The 16,648-nt window shown below is 70.0% G+C and carries 15 protein-coding genes and 1 tRNA gene; 8 read left to right on the top strand and 8 right to left on the bottom strand.

All coding sequences use genetic code 11. The features are described from left to right. Nucleotides 1-30: 30 nt before the first annotated feature. Nucleotides 31-3,156 (top strand): PAS domain S-box protein, encoded by a 3,126-nt coding sequence (locus tag E3328_RS16100; protein ID WP_167837430.1) that lies wholly within the window; start codon nucleotides 31-33, stop codon nucleotides 3,154-3,156. A gap of 76 nt (nucleotides 3,157-3,232) precedes the next feature. On the opposite strand, the gene E3328_RS22125 is transcribed toward E3328_RS16100, so the two are convergent. Then, nucleotides 3,233-3,406, bottom strand: a complete 174-nt coding sequence (locus E3328_RS22125) for a DUF7838 family putative zinc beta-ribbon protein (RefSeq protein WP_167837429.1) — start codon at nucleotides 3,404-3,406, stop codon at nucleotides 3,233-3,235. Between the two features lie 115 nt (nucleotides 3,407-3,521). Between E3328_RS22125 and E3328_RS16095 the strand changes: the two genes are divergently transcribed. Next, nucleotides 3,522-4,058 carry a cob(I)yrinic acid a,c-diamide adenosyltransferase gene (locus tag E3328_RS16095; RefSeq protein WP_135365628.1) on the top strand — a complete coding sequence of 179 codons (537 nt, stop codon included), beginning with the start codon at nucleotides 3,522-3,524 and terminating at the stop codon, nucleotides 4,056-4,058. Between the two features lie 22 nt (nucleotides 4,059-4,080). Here the strand turns inward: E3328_RS16095 and E3328_RS16090 are convergent, their stop codons facing one another. Next, nucleotides 4,081-5,031, bottom strand: coding sequence for an MBL fold metallo-hydrolase (locus E3328_RS16090; RefSeq protein ID WP_135365627.1), 951 nt, complete (start codon nucleotides 5,029-5,031; stop codon nucleotides 4,081-4,083). A gap of 232 nt (nucleotides 5,032-5,263) precedes the next feature. Here E3328_RS16090 and E3328_RS16085 point away from each other — a divergent pair, with 232 nt between their 5' ends. Both E3328_RS16085 and E3328_RS16080 read left to right on the top strand, forming a co-directional pair. Next, entirely contained in the window at nucleotides 5,264-5,530 is a 267-nt protein-coding gene (locus E3328_RS16085; protein WP_135365626.1) for a DUF7553 family protein, read from the top strand. Between the two features lie 46 nt (nucleotides 5,531-5,576). Continuing rightward, nucleotides 5,577-5,651: transfer RNA gene (locus E3328_RS16080), tRNA-Val, on the top strand. Between the two features lie 246 nt (nucleotides 5,652-5,897). On the opposite strand, the gene E3328_RS16075 is transcribed toward E3328_RS16080, so the two are convergent. The 3 genes from E3328_RS16075 to E3328_RS16070 form a co-directional block, all read right to left on the bottom strand. After that, a complete protein-coding gene (locus E3328_RS16075) occupies nucleotides 5,898-6,815 on the bottom strand; it encodes a hypothetical protein (protein ID WP_135365625.1) in 918 nt (305 codons plus the stop codon). Between the two features lie 152 nt (nucleotides 6,816-6,967). Beyond that, on the bottom strand, nucleotides 6,968-7,144 hold the full coding sequence (locus E3328_RS22120) for a hypothetical protein (RefSeq protein WP_167837428.1): 177 nt from the start codon (nucleotides 7,142-7,144) through the stop codon (nucleotides 6,968-6,970). A 326-nt stretch (nucleotides 7,145-7,470) separates the two neighbouring features. Beyond that, nucleotides 7,471-8,691: an MFS transporter gene (locus tag E3328_RS16070; RefSeq protein WP_135365624.1), complete on the bottom strand. Its 1,221-nt coding sequence runs from the start codon at nucleotides 8,689-8,691 to the stop codon at nucleotides 7,471-7,473. Between the two features lie 147 nt (nucleotides 8,692-8,838). Between E3328_RS16070 and E3328_RS16065 the strand changes: the two genes are divergently transcribed. Beyond that, the gene (locus tag E3328_RS16065; protein WP_135365623.1) at nucleotides 8,839-10,026 is read left to right on the top strand and encodes a pyridoxal-phosphate-dependent aminotransferase family protein; all 1,188 of its coding nucleotides are present in this window, start codon (nucleotides 8,839-8,841) and stop codon (nucleotides 10,024-10,026) included. A gap of 384 nt (nucleotides 10,027-10,410) precedes the next feature. On the opposite strand, the gene E3328_RS16060 is transcribed toward E3328_RS16065, so the two are convergent. Then, nucleotides 10,411-10,761, bottom strand: coding sequence for a hypothetical protein (locus tag E3328_RS16060; RefSeq protein ID WP_209452215.1), 351 nt, complete (start codon nucleotides 10,759-10,761; stop codon nucleotides 10,411-10,413). Nucleotides 10,762-10,953: 192 nt separating this feature from the next. Here E3328_RS16060 and E3328_RS16055 point away from each other — a divergent pair, with 192 nt between their 5' ends. Further along, complete coding sequence (locus tag E3328_RS16055; RefSeq protein ID WP_135365622.1) at nucleotides 10,954-12,075, top strand: DUF7350 domain-containing protein; 1,122 nt, start codon at nucleotides 10,954-10,956, stop codon at nucleotides 12,073-12,075. Between the two features lies 1 nt (nucleotide 12,076). Further along, a complete protein-coding gene (locus E3328_RS16050; protein WP_135365621.1) occupies nucleotides 12,077-13,126 on the top strand; it encodes a DUF7282 domain-containing protein in 1,050 nt (349 codons plus the stop codon). On the opposite strand, the gene E3328_RS16045 is transcribed toward E3328_RS16050, so the two are convergent. Next, nucleotides 13,117-15,345: a glycoside hydrolase family 3 N-terminal domain-containing protein gene (locus E3328_RS16045; protein ID WP_135365620.1), complete on the bottom strand. Its 2,229-nt coding sequence runs from the start codon at nucleotides 15,343-15,345 to the stop codon at nucleotides 13,117-13,119. The genes E3328_RS16050 and E3328_RS16045 overlap by 10 nt on opposite strands. A gap of 133 nt (nucleotides 15,346-15,478) precedes the next feature. Here E3328_RS16045 and E3328_RS16040 point away from each other — a divergent pair, with 133 nt between their 5' ends. Next, the gene (locus tag E3328_RS16040) at nucleotides 15,479-16,384 is read left to right on the top strand and encodes a HEAT repeat domain-containing protein (protein WP_167837427.1); all 906 of its coding nucleotides are present in this window, start codon (nucleotides 15,479-15,481) and stop codon (nucleotides 16,382-16,384) included. Nucleotides 16,385-16,414: 30 nt separating this feature from the next. Here the strand turns inward: E3328_RS16040 and E3328_RS16035 are convergent, their stop codons facing one another. Beyond that, nucleotides 16,415-16,618 carry a hypothetical protein gene (locus tag E3328_RS16035; protein ID WP_246023028.1) on the bottom strand — a complete coding sequence of 68 codons (204 nt, stop codon included), beginning with the start codon at nucleotides 16,616-16,618 and terminating at the stop codon, nucleotides 16,415-16,417. Nucleotides 16,619-16,648 lie beyond the last annotated feature (30 nt).

The following is a 16,648-nucleotide window of genomic DNA, read 5'->3' as shown; positions in this document are numbered from 1 at the left end:
ATGGGGGGATTTCCTTGGTTCGGGTCACGAATGGGAGCGACGGTGCTGGCTGTCTGTCCGGTGCGCGAACGGCCGTGGGTGGACGGGCTCGAAGCCGAGGGCTGGGAGGTGGAGTGCGCCGGCTCGACGCGGGCCGCGCTGTCGGTGCTGGGGCAGACCGACGTGCGCTGTGTCGTCGTCGGCGGGGGCGATGGTAGCGACAGCGGTGACGGGGGTGTCAACCCGCTCGACGTACTCGCCGGCGTCCGGGAGTTCGGCTACGACCAGCCCGTCCTGCTGACCTCCGCGGAGCCCGACGGCGAGCTCGCGGCGGGCGCGACCCGGCTCGGCGTCACCGAGTACGTCCCGCGGTCGGCTGTCGAGGAGTCGCTCGCCGACCGCGTCAGGGCCAACACTCACGGCGAGACCGACGCGTCGACCGACCGGGCGGGCGACAGCGACCCGGGCGACGACGGCGCGGGCGACACCACGGGGGACGGTCCCCTGAAGACCGTCCCCTCGAGGAGCGACGCGAGAGCGGGCGGCGGCGGGGAGAGCGGCGCCTCGACGGCGGCCGTCGAGGCGGCGGCGGCGCTCGACGCCGTCGACGACGGGCTGTACGTGCTCGACCTGCGGGGCAACTTCGCCGTCGTCAACGAGTCGCTCGCGCGGATGACGGGCCGCGACGCCGACGCGCTCGTGGGCGAGCACGTCTCGGCGATCACGACCGAGGCGGCCGCCGAGCGCGTCTTCCCGGCGGTCCGGCGGGTCGTTCGCGGGGAGACGACCGCCGAGACCGTCGAGACGACCGTCGTGCCCGCCGACGGCGAGCCGTTCCCCGCCGAGGACCACCTGACGGCCGTCGAGGACGGCGGCGAGGTGGTCGGCGTCGCGGGCGTGCTCCGGGACGTGACCGACAAGCGCGAGCGGACCCGCGAGCTCGAACGCTACGAGTCGATCATCGAGGCGGTCGACGACGGCGTCTACGCGCTCGACGATGAAGGCCGCTTCGAGGTGGTCAACGACGCGCTGGTCGAGCTGACCGGCTACGACCGGGCGGAGTTGCTCGGCGAGCACACCTCGATCGTCAAAGACGAGCAGACCGTCCAGCGGGCGGAGAACAAGCTCCGGGACCTGATCCACGGCAACGCCGTCGAGACGACCTTCGAGCTGGACCTGGTCCCGGAGTCGGGCGAACCGGTCGACGCCGAGGACCACATGGTGATGCTGACCGACGAGGACGGGGAGTTCGCGGGGACGGCGGGCGTCATCCGGGACATCACCGACCGGAAGGAGCGGGAGCGACAGCTCCGGGCGGCCCGCGAGCAGTTCGCCGAGCTGCTCGACACCGCGCGGGCGCTGCTGGGCGCCCACAGCCCCGAGCGGGTCGGCGAGATCGTCGTCGACGCCGTCGCGCACACGCTCGGGTTCGACATGAACGTCGTCCGCAGATACGACGCCGAGCGCGACCTGCTCGTCCCGCTGGCGGCCTCCGACAGCGACGCGGTGTCGGTCGCCGACCGCCCGGACTACGCCGTCGGGGCGGGCGGGCCCGGGCGCACCTTCGAGGCCGGCGAGATCCGCCACGCGCCGAGGGACCTGGCGATCCGGCCGGACGAGATGCCCGGCGACGCCGTCGAGACGCTGTACGTCCCGCTGGGCGACCAGGGAGTCGTGAGCATCGGCGCGACGGAACCGGGCGCGTTCGACGGTCGGGCGCGCGATCTGGCGGAGATCCTCGCCTCGAACGCGGCGGTCGCGTTCGACCGCGTCGCCTACGAGGCGGAGCTCGCCCGCTACCGGACGGTCATTGAGAACGTCCAGGACATGGTGTACGTCGCCGACGAGGACGGGCGGTTCTCGCTGGTGACCGACCCGCTGGCGACGTGGCTCGGCGTCGACCGCGCGGACCTGGTCGGGCGGCCGGTCGGCGCGGCCCTGGCCGACCCGGGCGCGCTCGACGAGGCCGTCGACGCCGTCGGCGACGACGGGATCGACAGCCGCGTGCTGGAGGCCGACTTCCAGCGGACGGACGGCGTGTCGCTCCCGGCGGAGGTCGAGGTGTCGTCGCTCCCCGCCGACGAGGCCGCCGGCACCGTCGGCGTGGTCCGCGACCGGACGGAGCTGGTCGAGACGCGCGAGCGGCTGGAGACCCAGCGCGACCGGTTCACCTACCTCTTCGACAACCTCCCGGACGCCGTCGTCGAGGCCACCCACGTCGACGGCGAGCCGGTCGTCACCGCCGTCAACGACGCCTTCACCGACGTGTTCGGCTACGACGCCGCGGCGATCACCGGCGAGCCGCTCAACGACTTCGTCCTCCCGGACGACGACTACGAGAACGGCCGCGCGCTCGACCGGCAGGCCGCCGACGGCGAGACCGTCCAGAGCGAGGTCCGCCGCCGGACCGCCGACGGCTACCGCGACTTCCTCTTCCGGGGGATCCCCTACGACACCGGCGACGGGACGGTCAACAGCTTCGGCATCTACACCGACATCACCGAGCAGAAGGAACGGGAACGCAGGCTCCAGGTCCTCAACCGCGTCCTCCGGCACAACCTGCGCAACGACCTCAACGTCGTTCTGGGCTACGCGGAGATGATCGCCGCCCGCGTCGACGACGACACGGTCGACGAGTGGGCCGAGACGCTCATCGAGACGGCCTCGGAGGTGGCGTCGCTCGGCGACCGCGCCCGTTCGCTCGACCGCACGATGCGCGAGGGGTCGCTGCGCGACCACGAGGTCGACCTCGGGTCGGTCGTCGACGCCGCCGTCTCGGAGTACCGCCGCGAGTACCCCGACGCACGCATCGAGACCGACGTGGACGACCGCCGGGTCGTCGGCGACGGCCGGATCGAGCTCGCGCTGACCGAGTTGCTCGAGAACAGCGTCGAGTACGGCGGCGAGGGCGTCCACGTCCGCGTCACGACCGAGCGCGCGGCGGGGCGCATCGACCTGCGCGTCGACGACGACGGCCCCGGGATCCCCGACTACGAGCGGACCGTCGTCGACGAGTCCTCGGAGATCACCCAGCTCGAACACGGCAGCGGGCTCGGGCTCTGGATCGTCCGCTGGGTCGCCGACTCCTGCGGCGGCCGCCTGCGCTTCGAGGAGAGCGACCTCGGCGGGACCGCCGTCGTCCTCTCGCTGACGCCCGCCGACGCGGACGACGACTGACCGACACGACCGACGGGCGGCCCGCCGACGCGGTCGCTACGGGGTCGACGGCTCCGGAACGGGCCGCGAGAACAGCTTACGCCGTGGCCTTGCTCGTGTCGACCGTCTCGTCGATGCGGACGAACCCGTAGTCGCAGTCCCAGCAGTGCCACTTGACCTTCTCGCCGATGTGGACCTGCATGCTGGCCGCCTGGTAGAACTCCGTCTCGGTCCCGCAGTTCGGACACTCGTGGGTGATGACCTCGCTCATACGTCCGTCTTCCGGGCCGCGGTAATTTAACGTCCCGATCTCTCGCCGGAGCGGCCCGTCGCCGGCTCGCCCGTTCGGACCCGGAGTTAAGTCGCTGGCCGCCCGAGCGGCGGACATGAAGATCTACACCGGCCGCGGCGACGAGGGCCAGACGGACCTGCGGGACATGTCCCGCGTCTCGAAGGCCAGCCCGCGCATCGAGGCCTACGGCACCGTCGACGAGGTCAACGCCATGGTCGGGTCGGTCCGTCCCACCGGCCACGACGACGTGGACGACCTCCTGCGCGAGGTGCAGAACCACCTCCACGTCGTCCAGGCGGACTTCGCCAACCCCGACCCCGACGAGGACGACCCCCGCGTCCGCGAGGGCCACGTCGAGGCGGTCGAGGACAGCATCGACGAGTTCGACGCGGAGCTCGAACCCCTGGAGAACTTCGTCCTCCCCGGCGGGTCCGAACCCGGCGCGCGGCTCCACCGGGCGCGGGCGGTCTGCCGGCGCGCCGAGCGCCGCGCGGTCGCGTTCGCCGAAAGCGAAGACGGCGTCAACGAGACGGCCGTCGTCTACCTCAACCGGCTGTCGGACCTCCTCTTCACGCTCGCCCGCGCGGTGAACCAGCGGGAGGGTGTCCCCGAGGAACAGCCGACGTACTGACTCGCCGACTCCGCTGGACCGGTCACCCGGTTCGCTCGTAGACGATCTCGCCGTCGCGCTCGGTCGCGGTCGCGCGGCCGGCGGCGTCGAGCACGTCGAGGTGGCCGACCGCCTCGCTCATGCCGGGGAACTGCTCGGTGACCGGCAGGTCCCCGAACAGTTCGTGCATGACCGCGACCGGCGTCGTGGGTTCGTCCAGCAGGTCCGCGACGCGCTCGGTGCGGTCGTCGTGCTCGGCGAGGATGGCGTCGATGCGCCCGGCGGGGTCGTCGATCCGACTCCGGTGGCCGGGGTGGAGGCGGTCGTACCCCTCCTCGCGCAGGTCGGCGAGACAGTCGTTGTACGCCGGGAGGACGCGCGGGCGGTCGGCTCCCGGACGGGGCGGCGGCTGGAGGAACGGGTTGGGCGTGATCTCCGCGAGGACGTTGTCGCCGACGAGCGCCTCTCGCCCCGCCGACCCGTCGAACGCGAAGCTGATCTCGCCGGTGGCGTGGCCCGCCAGGTCGTCGACCAGCAGCTCGACGCCGTCGACGGTGACGCGGTCGCCCGCGGCGACCTCGCGGTCGACCGGCACGCTGGGCGCGTAGTGGACGAACGCGCCCGGTAGCTCGGTGACCGTGTCGGCCGTCGAGGGCGCCATCCCGCAGCGTTCGAAGAAGTCGCGGAAGAAGGCCTGCTCGGCGTCGAGTCGCCCGGGGAAATCCGCCACGATCGACGCCGCGTCGGGGTGGGCGACGACCGCCGCGCCGCGGTCGCGGAACCGCTCGGCGAGCCCGAAGTGGTCGGGGTGGGGATGGGTGATCAGCAACTGCTCGATATCGTCGGGCGCGAGGTCGCGCTCGGCCAGCGCCTCGGTGAGGTGCGACCATGCCTCCTCGCTGTCGGGGCCGGGGTCGACCAGCGTCCGCCCGGCGAGGTAGGCGTTGACCGGGCCGACCTGGAACGGCGTCGGCACCGACACCTGTTCGAACATGGCACCCGCTACAGGGCGCGAGTGTAAGGGTGTGGCGGGTGGACGCTCCCGTTCGACCCCCAACCGGCCGCACACGGCGATGCCCACCGTCGCGTGCAAGCCTGACAGTATGGGACAGACAGCGGCGCGGGCCGGAGCGGCCCTGCGCCGACATGTTTTAGGTTGGCCTAAACCAATATAAACGTTCCGATGGGGGAGAAAGCATATATCCGTCGGACGCGAAAGGACAGATATGAACCGGCACTTCGAAGACACCCTGTACTACCTGAAGCGAGCGGGTCAGACGGCCCGGAAGGGCGTCCGAGAGGCCCTTTCGCCCGCGGAGGAGCGGGTCAGGGAACTGGTCGGCCGCGAGCGCGAGCCCGAACCGGGGCGGGCCGAGTCCCTCCGGTCGAAACTGGAGGAGGTCCCGACGCGAGCCCGGAGCGAGGCCGAGGACGCCGCCGCGGCGGCGCGCGAGGCGGTGGACTCGTTCCGGCGCCGCGGGACCGGGCAGTAACGGAAAGCAATTCTTAAGGGCGGTGCTGGATTAGCGACGAGTGGCCGGGTTGGTGATCTAGTCCGGTTATGATACCTCCTTCACACGGAGGAAGTCGGCGGTTCAAATCCGCCCCAACCCATCCTCTGTCGGAACCGACAAGCGAGCGCCAGCCATGTCGTTCACCGTCGCACTGGCTGTCGTTGGTTCCACGGAGTCGAACCCTGGCGGATACGTATAGCGGATCGAGTACGTCTGCATTCGGTTCGACTCCGTTCCAGTCTACCGCTACTGGCACATATCGGACAGGATTCTATAAATTAGACTATATTTCAGGAGACAAATCTGAATTCGTCCTACCGGCTTCCACCGGGAAGGTCAACGAGCGCTATCCGCCACGGGCTTCAGCTTCTTCCGATGAATGCACCTGTGACTCAAGGTCGATAACGAACGAGATAGCGCGTCGCTCTTCGAATTTGACGTGTTGATTGTACGTGAGGAGAAATCCCGCGAGCAGCGCGAGCAGGACGACTACTGCCGGATAGGGTGACGAAATACCACTCACGAAGTTCGTCCAGAGAGTCGGGTATCCGATTCCTGATTCGATCTCGGTGGCGCCAAATACGATCGCGTAGCAGAAAAAGAAAATAAAAAAGCTGTTCATAAGTCCCTTATAGAACTCGCTGACGATCGTATACCGCTTGTAGAGCGTATTGGTCCCATAAAGTGTCGTAAAACCGTGGTATTTCATCTGAGCGAGTCCACCTTCCACATTCGGATTGACTTCGTGACTGTCCTGATAATACCACAGAATCGACCGCGTGATTTGCGGAGGAACAGTGCTCTGATCTTCCAATTTCTCGTCTGAGATGTCCATGATCGATTGGACCTCCGATTCGAAAATGTTTCCGCCCAGATCCGGGGTGTGCCGGTCAACGAAACCGTATACTCTGATACTTGCGCGCTGGACCAGAACCGCTACGTAGTGTAGGATATCTTCGCTCTCGTCGTCAGTTGCTGTTACCGGGAATCGGGACCTTTCGTAAATCTGATTCAGTGCCCAGATGACCCCAACTGCGGCGAGAGTATCGTATAGCAACTGATATACAGAGACGTTCCTGACGATCCGTCCGATCACGTATGAAACACCGATTATTACGACTGCGCCGCCCATTCCCCCGAGAGACTGAGGGAATTGCTCAGTTGCTTTATGGGGCATAGAGAGAACAACTAGCAGGATCGTCCCGACTGACCCCGGCACTATGTCCGTTAAGATATCGTAGAGGTCGAACGATCCGAGTGGCATAAAGCGAACTTGAATGTCTTTATTTATAACTAATTCGTCTGGAACCTGTTCTCTTCATAGAGGTGGTGTCGGGGCTGCACACAGCCGAATGGTTTCGTCGCTGGATCGGGTCCGTCGAAAATTGCGGTCCGGCGAGGTCTCGTTCGAGTCGATTACCGCATCTGGTCGAGCGCGACGACGGTATCGGACATCAGATAGGCCGTGTCGCTGTCCTCGCGCTCGATGCTCAGCGCGTAGAAGGAGTCGCGTCCGCCGTCGACGGTGACGTGGTAGGCGGCAGTCGTCAGCGGATCCAGCTCCGCCGGATCCTCGGTTTCGGTGGAGGTCACACCCACTCTCACCGATGGCCACTGATAACCGACTCGATCTCCGATTCCCGGTCGAAACGGCAGACATATCAGGTATAGATTATACACTGGATACGGATACAGTCGAGATACGGATTCGAGTCGTTCGAAGGAGCCGTTTCGAACCGCTATGAATGCATATTTTGAGTTGCTTCAGACATGCCAGTATCGAATCCGATCGGTATGGGCCCTGGAATCGCCATCAGACCGCCGGATGCACCAGTTTCATCCGAGATCGATTATTCATATAAATTTCCAAGTAAAATCGGTAGAATATTCGAATTAAATACTGTGTGTCTAGATTTCAGTTAGTCGTTGGAGATGGTCGCGGTCCGGGGGTTGAGGGTGCCGGTCAGGGAGTAAACGCCGCCGACGAGGAGGCCGCCGGCGACGAGCGGGATCAGGGCGCAGGCGGCGTAGACGGGGGCGAAGCCGATCGCCTCGACGACGGGCAGGGAGACCATCGGGCCGAGGCCGCCGCCCAGGTCGCCGAGGACGTTGTTGGTGGCCATCGCGCGGCCGGTGCGCTCGTTCGGGGTGAGGTCGGCCAGCAGCGCCATCAGCGGGCCGTTGGCACCGCCCTGGCCGGTCCCGATGAGGACGCAGGCGACGACGAGTCGCTCCAGCGACGCGGCCGTCGAGAGGGCGAGGAAGCCGAGGAAGGAGACGGCGAGAAAGCCCAGCAGGGTGGGGACGCGCGCGCCGAGGTCGTCGCTGAGTTTGCCGCCGGCGAGGGTGAACACGGCCGCCGCGAGGACGGTCACGGCCATCAGCAGGCCGGACATGCCCTGGGGTCCGTAGCCCCAGACGCTGATCCCCTCCGCCTCGACGAAGAGGACGAGCGTGGCGAAGAGGGCGCCGAGGTAGGCGAAAAAGAGGCCGAAGTTGACGAACCCGACGGTCAGCGTGGGGACGGCGGTGTCGATCTCCCAGGGCTTGACCGCGGTGCGCTCCTCGTCGACGTGGGTCTCCGGGATGGTGCGGTAGGCGACGGCGCTGGCCAGCAGCGCGAAACCGGCGGCGACGGCGAAGGCGGCGAACACGGAGTAGGCGTCGCTGACGACGCCGCCCATGACCAGGCCGGCGGGGAACCCCAGCGTGATGCCGCCGCGGACCACGCCCATGTTCGTGCCGCGGTCGCCGCCGTCGCTCACGTCGGCGGCGATGGTGTAGGCGGTTGCGAACACGAGCGCGCTGCCGATCCCCCAGAGGATCCGCGCGAGGAGGAACCACGCCTCCGGGAGGGGGGCGCGCAGCGCGACGACGTAGCCGGCCGTCGCCAGCCCCTCGACGAACAGGCCGACGACGAAGGGGGTCCGGGTGCCGACGCGGTCGACGAGCGAGCCCGCGGGCGCGTTGGCGAGGATGCGCGTGAAGCGGTTCGCGCTGAGGATGAACCCGACGAGGAACGGCGAGATGCCGAGCACGGCGCCGAGGTTCGGCAGGATGGGGAAGACGACGCCGCCGCCGAGCCCGACGAGGAACGTGCTGACGATGACCGACGCGACGACCGTCCGGCGGCGCTCCATGGCCCCAGTGTGTCCGCCGGGCGAATAAGGACTGTGAGTTCGCGCCGGCGGACCCGGAACCTGTTGCGCTCGCGAACCGTCCGCAGCGGCGTCGAGCGGTCGGTTCCCCCCGCAGTCTTTTTGTCCGTCCGCGCGGTGCGTCCACGCATGACACGACCCGAGGTCGGCGAACTCGCGGTCCCGGACCGGACGCTGATGGGCCCCGGCCCGAGCGACGTACACCCCCGGGTGCTCCGGGCGATGAGCACGCCGCTGGTCGGGCACCTCGACCCCGCGTTCGTCGAGATCATGGACGAGGTCCAGGAGCTGCTGCGCTACACGTTCCGGACGGACAACGAGTGGACCATCCCCGTCTCCGGGACGGGCTCGGCCTCGATGGAGGCGGCCATCGGCAACCTCGTCGAACCCGGCGACACCGTGCTCGTGCCGACGAACGGCTACTTCGGCGGCCGCATGGAGTCGATGGCCGAGCGCGCCGGCGGCGAGGTCGTCCACGTCGACGCGCCGTGGGGCGAGCCGCTGGACCCCGCCGACGTGGCCGACGCCTTCGCCGAACACCAGCCCGACGTGTTCGGCTTCGTCCACGCCGAGACCTCGACGGGGGTCCGCCAGCCCGACGTGCCCGAGCTGACGAGCATCGCCCGCGAGCACGACGCCTACGTGATCGCCGACTGCGTCACCTCGCTGGGCGGGGTCGAGCTGCGCGTCGACGAGTGGGATATCGACGTGGCCTACTCCGGGCCTCAGAAGTGTCTCTCCTGTCCCCCGGGCGCGAGCCCGCTGACGCTGAACGACCGGGCGATGGACAAGGTGCTCTCCCGCGAGGAGCCCGCGCGGTCGTGGTACCTCGACCTCTCCTTGCTGGAGGGATACTGGGGCGACGAGCGGGCCTACCACCACACCGCGCCGATCACGAACGTCTACGCGCTCCGGGAAGCGCTGCGGCTCGTCGCCGAGGAGGGCATCGAAGACCGGTGGGCGCGCCACCGGCGGGTCGCGGCCGCGCTGAAGGAGTCGCTGTCGGCGATGGGGCTCGCGCTGAACTCCGACGAGGCCCACTGGCTGCCGAGTCTCAACGCGATGGAAGTGCCCGCCGGCGTCGACGACGGCGCGGTCTGCGAGTACCTGCTCGACCGCTACGACCTGGAGATCGCCACCGGTCTGGGCGACCTGGAGGGGGAGATCTTCCGGATCGGCTGCATGGGCTACTCGGCTCGACCGGCGAACGTGACGCTGCTCGTCCCGGCGCTGGCGGAGGCACTGGAGGCACAGGGCGCCGACATCGACCCCGACGCCGGCCTGTCGGTGCTCCGGGACCGGCTGGGGGAAGTATAGGGAACGGCGACGTGTCGGTCGGACGGCAACGCCGGTTCAGGGACGAACGGAATGGGTGTCCGGGTCCGCGGGCGACGGGCCCGGACGGGCGAACGGGCCGCCCCGCGGGCGACGGGGCGGTCCAGGACGGACGGCGGGCGGCCGCCCGTGTCGGGTCGCGGGTGGGGTTGTCGGGTACGCGGTTGGCCCGCCAGGTGGAGGGCGCGCCGACCGCATTCGACGTGTGGGCCCCCGCCACAATAACCCCTCCTGTGACTAAAACAACGATTTAACTTTCGGTCGAACCCACAGCGGACCGGTTCCCGGGACGAGTCTCGAACGGGCGGGCCGTCGGCGGAACGCGACGGCTCGGCGTCGCGTCATCGCCGCCGCGCCGTCGCCGGCTCACTCGTCGTCGGGCGTCGGCGTCGAGACCGGCCCGTCGGCGTGGTCGGGCTCGCCCGTCGCCGGCTCGTCGACCGTGCGGTCCGTTTCGAGGTCGACCGCGACGGAGTCGTCGCCGCCTGCGACCCGCCGTGCGACGAGCGTCGCGGCCACGGAGACGACGACGCTCGCGGCCGCCAGCTTGAGGAACCGGCCGCGACCCCCCGACGAGTCGGCCGTCTCGCGGTCGTCGTCGGAGTCGGTCTCGGGGAGCGCAACGTCGGCGTCTCGCTCGTCGGAGCGACCGCCGTCGGTGCCGAACTGCGCGTCGTCGAGGTGCACTTCGAACAGGGTGAGGTTCTCGAATACCATGGGACACCTACGACCGCTGACGGCTTAACTACCCACTGAGCCGTGCTGACAGGTGGTAGTGGCCGGCAGGGAGTGTGACCGTCGAGAGAGCGTGGCCGACGAGCGACTGGCGAACCGTCCGGGGGACCGGCCGCGGACCTATCGACGGACCGACCAGAACGGTTAACCGCGAGATGGCCCAACTCCCGGGCGATGAACCGACGGAGATTCCTCCACTCCGCGACGGGCGCCGCGGCGGTCTCGGTCGGTCTCGCCGGCTGTCTCGGCGGGGACGACGCGACCGAAACCGCCCCGGCCGACCCCGGACCGACGACCGAACCGCCCCGGTCCCCGACCGCCGACCCGACGGCCACCCCGACGCCCGACGGTCCCGGCGGCGTCTACGTCCAGTCGTTCCGCGAGACGATGGTGCTGTCGGGGACGGCGACGGCCGGCGACTACCGGGTCGCCCTGCTGCTCGCGGTTCCCCACCGCTTCTGGACGGTCACCCTCGACGAGCGCTCGGTCACCGAGATCGAGGACGGCGACGACGTCCACCTGATGGCGACCGTCTGGGACCCCGAGACCCGGACGGTCCTCCCGGGCGCGAACCTCTCGGTCGAGGTCACCCGCGACGACGAGCTGGTCACCCAGGAGGTCATCTACCGGATGCTCTCCCAGCGGATGGGGTTTCACTACGGCGGCAACTTCCGGCTCGACGGCGACGGGACCTACACCGCACGGCTCGGCGTCGGCGGCGTGAGCGCGCGCACGACCGGCGCCTTCGCGGGCCGGTTCGACGAGAGCGCGACGATACCCGTCGAGTTCGAGTGGTCCAAGCGGGTGCGCGAACGGCTCAAGACCGAACAGCTCGACCAGGCGGGCCAGCGGGGCGCGCTCCGGCCGATGGAGATGGGCGAGCTGCCCCAGCCGCGCGCGCCGAAGCCCGCCGACCTCCCCGGGGCCGTCCTCGGGACCGGCCGCAGCGACGACGCGAAGCTCGTGACGCTCCAGCTCCCCGCGGCCGACGCCGACCGGTTCACCGACGGGCGGCCGTACCTCGCCGTCTCGGCGCGGACGCCGTTCAACCGGCTGGTCCTCCCCGCGATGGGGCTGTCGGCGTCGGTCGCCCGCGGCGGCGAGACGGTCTTCGAGCGGTCGCTCGACGCCACGCTCGACCCGGAGCTGGGCCACCACTACGGCGCGGCGCTGCCCGAGCGGGTCCGGTCCGGCGACGAGGTGACCCTCTCCGTGGGGACGCCGCCGCAGCTGTCCCGCCACGAGGGCTACGAGCGCGCGTTCCTGCAGATGGACCCCGCGACGGTCACCGCCTGAGATGTCGGGGATCGCATCGCGTCGGGTCGTCGCCGCCCTGGCGATCGCGCTCGCGCTGGCCACGCCGCTGGCCGTCGCGAGCGTCCAGGCCCACGGCAACCACGTCGCCGCGGACTCGCAGGTGACCGACGACGGCACCGTCCTCGTCGAGGCGGTGTCGTCGATCCGGCCGGGGTTCGTCGTCCTCCGCGCGGACGCCGGCGGCCGACCGGGCGAGCCGCTCGGCTCGGTCTACGTCGGCCGGACGCCGGACCTGACCTACCGGACGAGCGTCCCGGTCCCGCTCGAGGAGTCCGTCTGGGCCGAGTGGGACGGCAACCGGACGATTTGGGCGGTGCTGCACGGCGACGCCAACGGCAACGAGGAGTTCGACTACGGGACCGACCTGGCGGTGACGAACGTCAACCCCGCGGCGAGCACGCAGGTTACGGTCCGCAGGAGCGAGTCCGGCCGGGCCAGCGTGCTCGCGGCCGGGTTCGACCCCCAGCCGATAGACGACGGGACGATCACGGTCCGCCGGGCCGACCTGCCGACGGCGGGCCACCTCGTCGTCTACCCGACGGGGTCGAATCGCTCGGTCGGCTCCCGGTCGCTCCCGGCGGGGACCCACCGGAACGTCACCGTCCCGCTGAACGAGTCGTTCCTCGCCGACCGGACCCGCGACTTCCGGGTCCGGGTCGCCGCCCACCGCGACCGCGGCGACGGCGTCTTCGGCCCGTCGGACCCGCCGATCACCGCCGGCGACCGGGTCGTCGACACCTACTTCGCCGTCGCGCCCGGGAACGCGACCGACGACCGGCCGCTCGTCAACACCCCCACGGTGACGACCGCGCCCGAACGGTCGGCGACGGACGGACCGACCGCGGAGGGCGCCGCTCCCGGAACTGACACGGACGCCCCGACGAGCGCGCCGGCCGACGGGACGACCGACTCGGCGCCCACGACGGACGGTACCGCAGGTTCGGGGGCAGGCTTCGGCGCCGCGCTCGCCGCGCTGGCGGTCGGCCTCGCCGCGCTGGTCGCGGTCGCGCGGTCAGCGAGTCAGAGGTAGTCGCCCTCGACGGTCACCGTGACGGCCTCGCCGTCGACCACCAGGTCGTAGTCGCCGGCCTCGACGCGGTGGCCGTCGCCGGGCGCGTAGACGCCCAGGTTCTCGACGGGGACCTCGACGGTGACGGTCGCCCGCTCGCCGGCGTCGAGGTCGACCCGCTCGAACGCCTGGAGGCGCCGCTCGGGCATGACGAGCGTCTTCGCCTCCGTCCGGCTGTACACCTGGACGACCTCCGTCCCGCGGCGGTCGCCGACGTTCTCGACGGCCACGTCGAGTTCGACGGTGTCGCCGGGTCCGACGACCGGCTCGTCGACCGAGAGCTCGCCCGTCTCGAACTCGGTGTAGGAGAGGCCGTGCCCGAACGGGTAGAGCGGGTCGTAGGAGTCGGGGTGTTCGGAGTCGCCGATGGGACGGGGCTGGTGGAGGTGGTCGTGGTGGGCGTCGACCTGGGTGCCCGAGCGCGGGACCGTCACCGCCAGCCGGCCGCTGGGGTTGTTCTCGCCGACGAGCGTCTCGGCGACGGCCTTGCCGCCCATCGTCCCGGGGAAGTAGGCCATCAGCACGGCGTCGGCCCGCTCGTCGAGGTGCTCGACCGCCAGCGGGCGACCGGTGACGAGGACGCCGACGACGGGCGTGTCCGTCTCGGCGACGGCCTCGACCAGTTCCTGCTGGGCCTCGGCCAGCGCGATCCGCTCGCGGGTGGGGAACTCGCCCGTCTCGGTGCGGGGGTCGCCCGCGCCGAACTCGTGGAGGTACCACCCCTCGCCGAGCGCGAGGACGGCCACGTCGGCGTCGGTGGCCTTCCGGGCGGCCGCGTCCACGTCGAGGGTCTCGCTGTGGGTCGCCCCCTGCTCGTGGGTCACCTCGCCGTCGACGTGGGCGCCGACCTCCTCGCGGATCGTCGTCCCGTCGACGTGCTCCGCGCTCTCGACCGACCAGCCGCCGACCTGACTCACCAGGTCGTCGGCGTTCGGCCCGCCGACGAACACGTCCTCGTCGCCAGAGAGGGGGAGGATCCCGTCGTTCTTCAGCAGGGTCATCGCCTCGCGGGCGGTCTCCAGGGCGGCCGCCTGGTGGTCGTCCGCGCCGACCGTCTCGACGGCCTCCTCCGTCTCGACGTAGGGGTCCTCGAACAGCCCCATCCGGAACTTGCGTTCGAGGACGCGCTCGACGCTCGCGTCGAGCACCGACTCCGACAGGTCGCCCGACTCGACGAGGTCGACCAGCTCCTCGGCTTCGGGGTCGTTGCCCACGGAGGCCACGTCGAGGCCCGCCGTGCGGGCGTCGTAGGTCGCCTCCCGGAGGTCCGCGGCGGTCCTGTGGTCGTCGGTGAGGTGGCGGACGCCGCCCCAGTCCGAGACGATCGTCCCGTCGAAGCCCAGGTCGCCCCGGAGCAGGTCCGTCAGCCACCGCTCGGAGCCGTGGACGGGCTCGCCGTTGATGGAGTTGTAACAGGGCATCACCGACTCGACGCCCGCCTCCAGGGCGGCCTCGAACGGCGGGACGAACGTGTTGCGGAGCTTGTACTCCGAGACGTCGACCGGCGCGGCGTCCTCGCCGCGCTCGGGCTCGCTGTAGGCCGGGAAGTGTTTCGCCGTCGCGACGACGGTGTCGTCGGCCTCGATCCCCTCGCCCTGGTAGCCCCGCACCTTCGCGGCGGCCAGCTCGGCGACCAGCCGCGGGCTCTCGCCGAACGTCTCGAACACGCGGCCCCACCGGGGGTCCCGGCCCACGTCGCAGGTCGGCCCGTAGTTCTGGTGGGCGCCGGTCGCCGCGACCTCCGTCGCGGTGACCCGCGCGCCGGCCTCGACCAGGTCGGGGTCCCACGTCGCCGCCGCGCCCAGCCCGTTGGGGAACACCGCCGAGCCGGCGACGTAGGCGTGGCCGTGGACCGCGTCGACGTTGAAGAAGAGGGGGATCCCGAGCCGCGTCTCCTCGGTCGCCACCCGCTGGAGCTCGTTGACGATGTCGACGATCTCGCCGACCTCGGTCCCCGCCGACCCGCCCCAGCCAAAGGGCGCCGCGCAGCCGAGGTGTTTCTCGCGGACGAGTTCCTTGACCTCGGCCACGTCGACCTCGCGGTGCATCTGCCCGGCCCACGTTCCGACTAGCTGACCGGCCTTCTCTTCGACGGTCATCCGATCGAGCAGATCCGAGACCCGCCGGGATACGGGGAGATCCGGGCGTTGATACTCGGGATCCGCGTCACTCGATGGCATGTTCGGACTGATTTCCGACGCCCACATAAACATTGCGAGGTGAATCCCGCCGCCGGCCGTCCGAATGAGCCGAACGTCCGTCCGTGCTATCGATATCCACACGTATTTGTCGCTCGGCGGGCTGGAGTCGGGTATGACCGACGAGCAGTCCGCGCCGCTGGAGGGGGTCGACATCGGATCGGGTTCGCTGGACGACGACGAGCGCGAGCGGGTCCGCGAGGCGCTGACCTCGGAGACGAACATCAGGCGAAACGAGGCCGCGCAAACGCTGTCGCGGCTCTCCGCGGAGGACCCGTCGGCGGTGCGCCCGTTCGTCGACGAGCTCCTGGAACTGCTGGACGACGAGCGGGCGACGATCGCACAGCAGGCCGGGACGGCGCTGCTGGCGGTCGCCCGCGAGCACCCCGAGGACCTCGCGGGCTCGGTGCCCGCGGTGTTCGGGCTCATCGAGCGGGAGTTCAACTCGCTGGAGCTGCTGGGGACGCAGATCCTCGTCCAGGTCGTGCTGGACCAGCCCGGGGCGGTGGCGCCGCACCTCGACCGCGTCGCGGCGGTCCTCGACGGCCGCTCGCCCGCCTACGAGAGCGCCGACGGCATCGACATGGTCGACGACGAGGAGGCGCGCCAGACGATGCTCGAACACGACAAGCAGGAACACCAGTTGCTGGTCCAGTCCCAGGGCCGGCTGGCGAACGTGGTCACCGCCGCCGCCGAGGGCGCGCCCGGGGCGGCCGCCGACCACGTCGACGCGATCGTCGGGCTGTTCGACACCCCCGACGTGACGGTCGTCGGCGCGGCCGTCGACGCCGTCGGCGAGATCGCCCAGGCCGACCCCGAGGCGGCCGCCGAGGCCTACGACGGCCTGATCGCCTGTCTCAACCGCGACCACGAGACCGTGCGGGCCCGCGCCGTCCGCGCGCTCGGCCACCTCGGCGACGACCGCGCGGTCGGCCCGCTCGAGGACCTCGCCCGCGTCGAGGACGACGAGGAACTCGCCGAACTCGCCGCGGAGACGGCCGCGTTCCTCGACGAGCAGTAACTTCTGCGGTAGTCGGACCTACTCCGGGTCCTAGTCGTCCATCGCGCGCCTCGTGCAGAGGTAGTACGTCACGAGGAAGAAGACGGTCGACCCGACGATCAGCACCGCGTCCATGACGAGGACCGTGAACGCCTCGTCGCCCGGCGAGACGAAGACGAACGAGAACAGCAGCAGGATCCCCATCGAGGCCATGACCGCCAGCGCTATCGGGATCTGGTCGCGCTGACCGCACACGAAGTCGATTACCGTCTTTCCACCGGACAC

This window comes from Halosimplex halophilum (genome assembly GCF_004698125.1).
GTDB lineage: Archaea > Halobacteriota > Halobacteria > Halobacteriales > Haloarculaceae > Halosimplex > Halosimplex halophilum.
The sequence above is the reverse complement of the archived record's forward strand: the minus strand, read 5'-3'. Positions and strand labels throughout refer to the sequence as shown.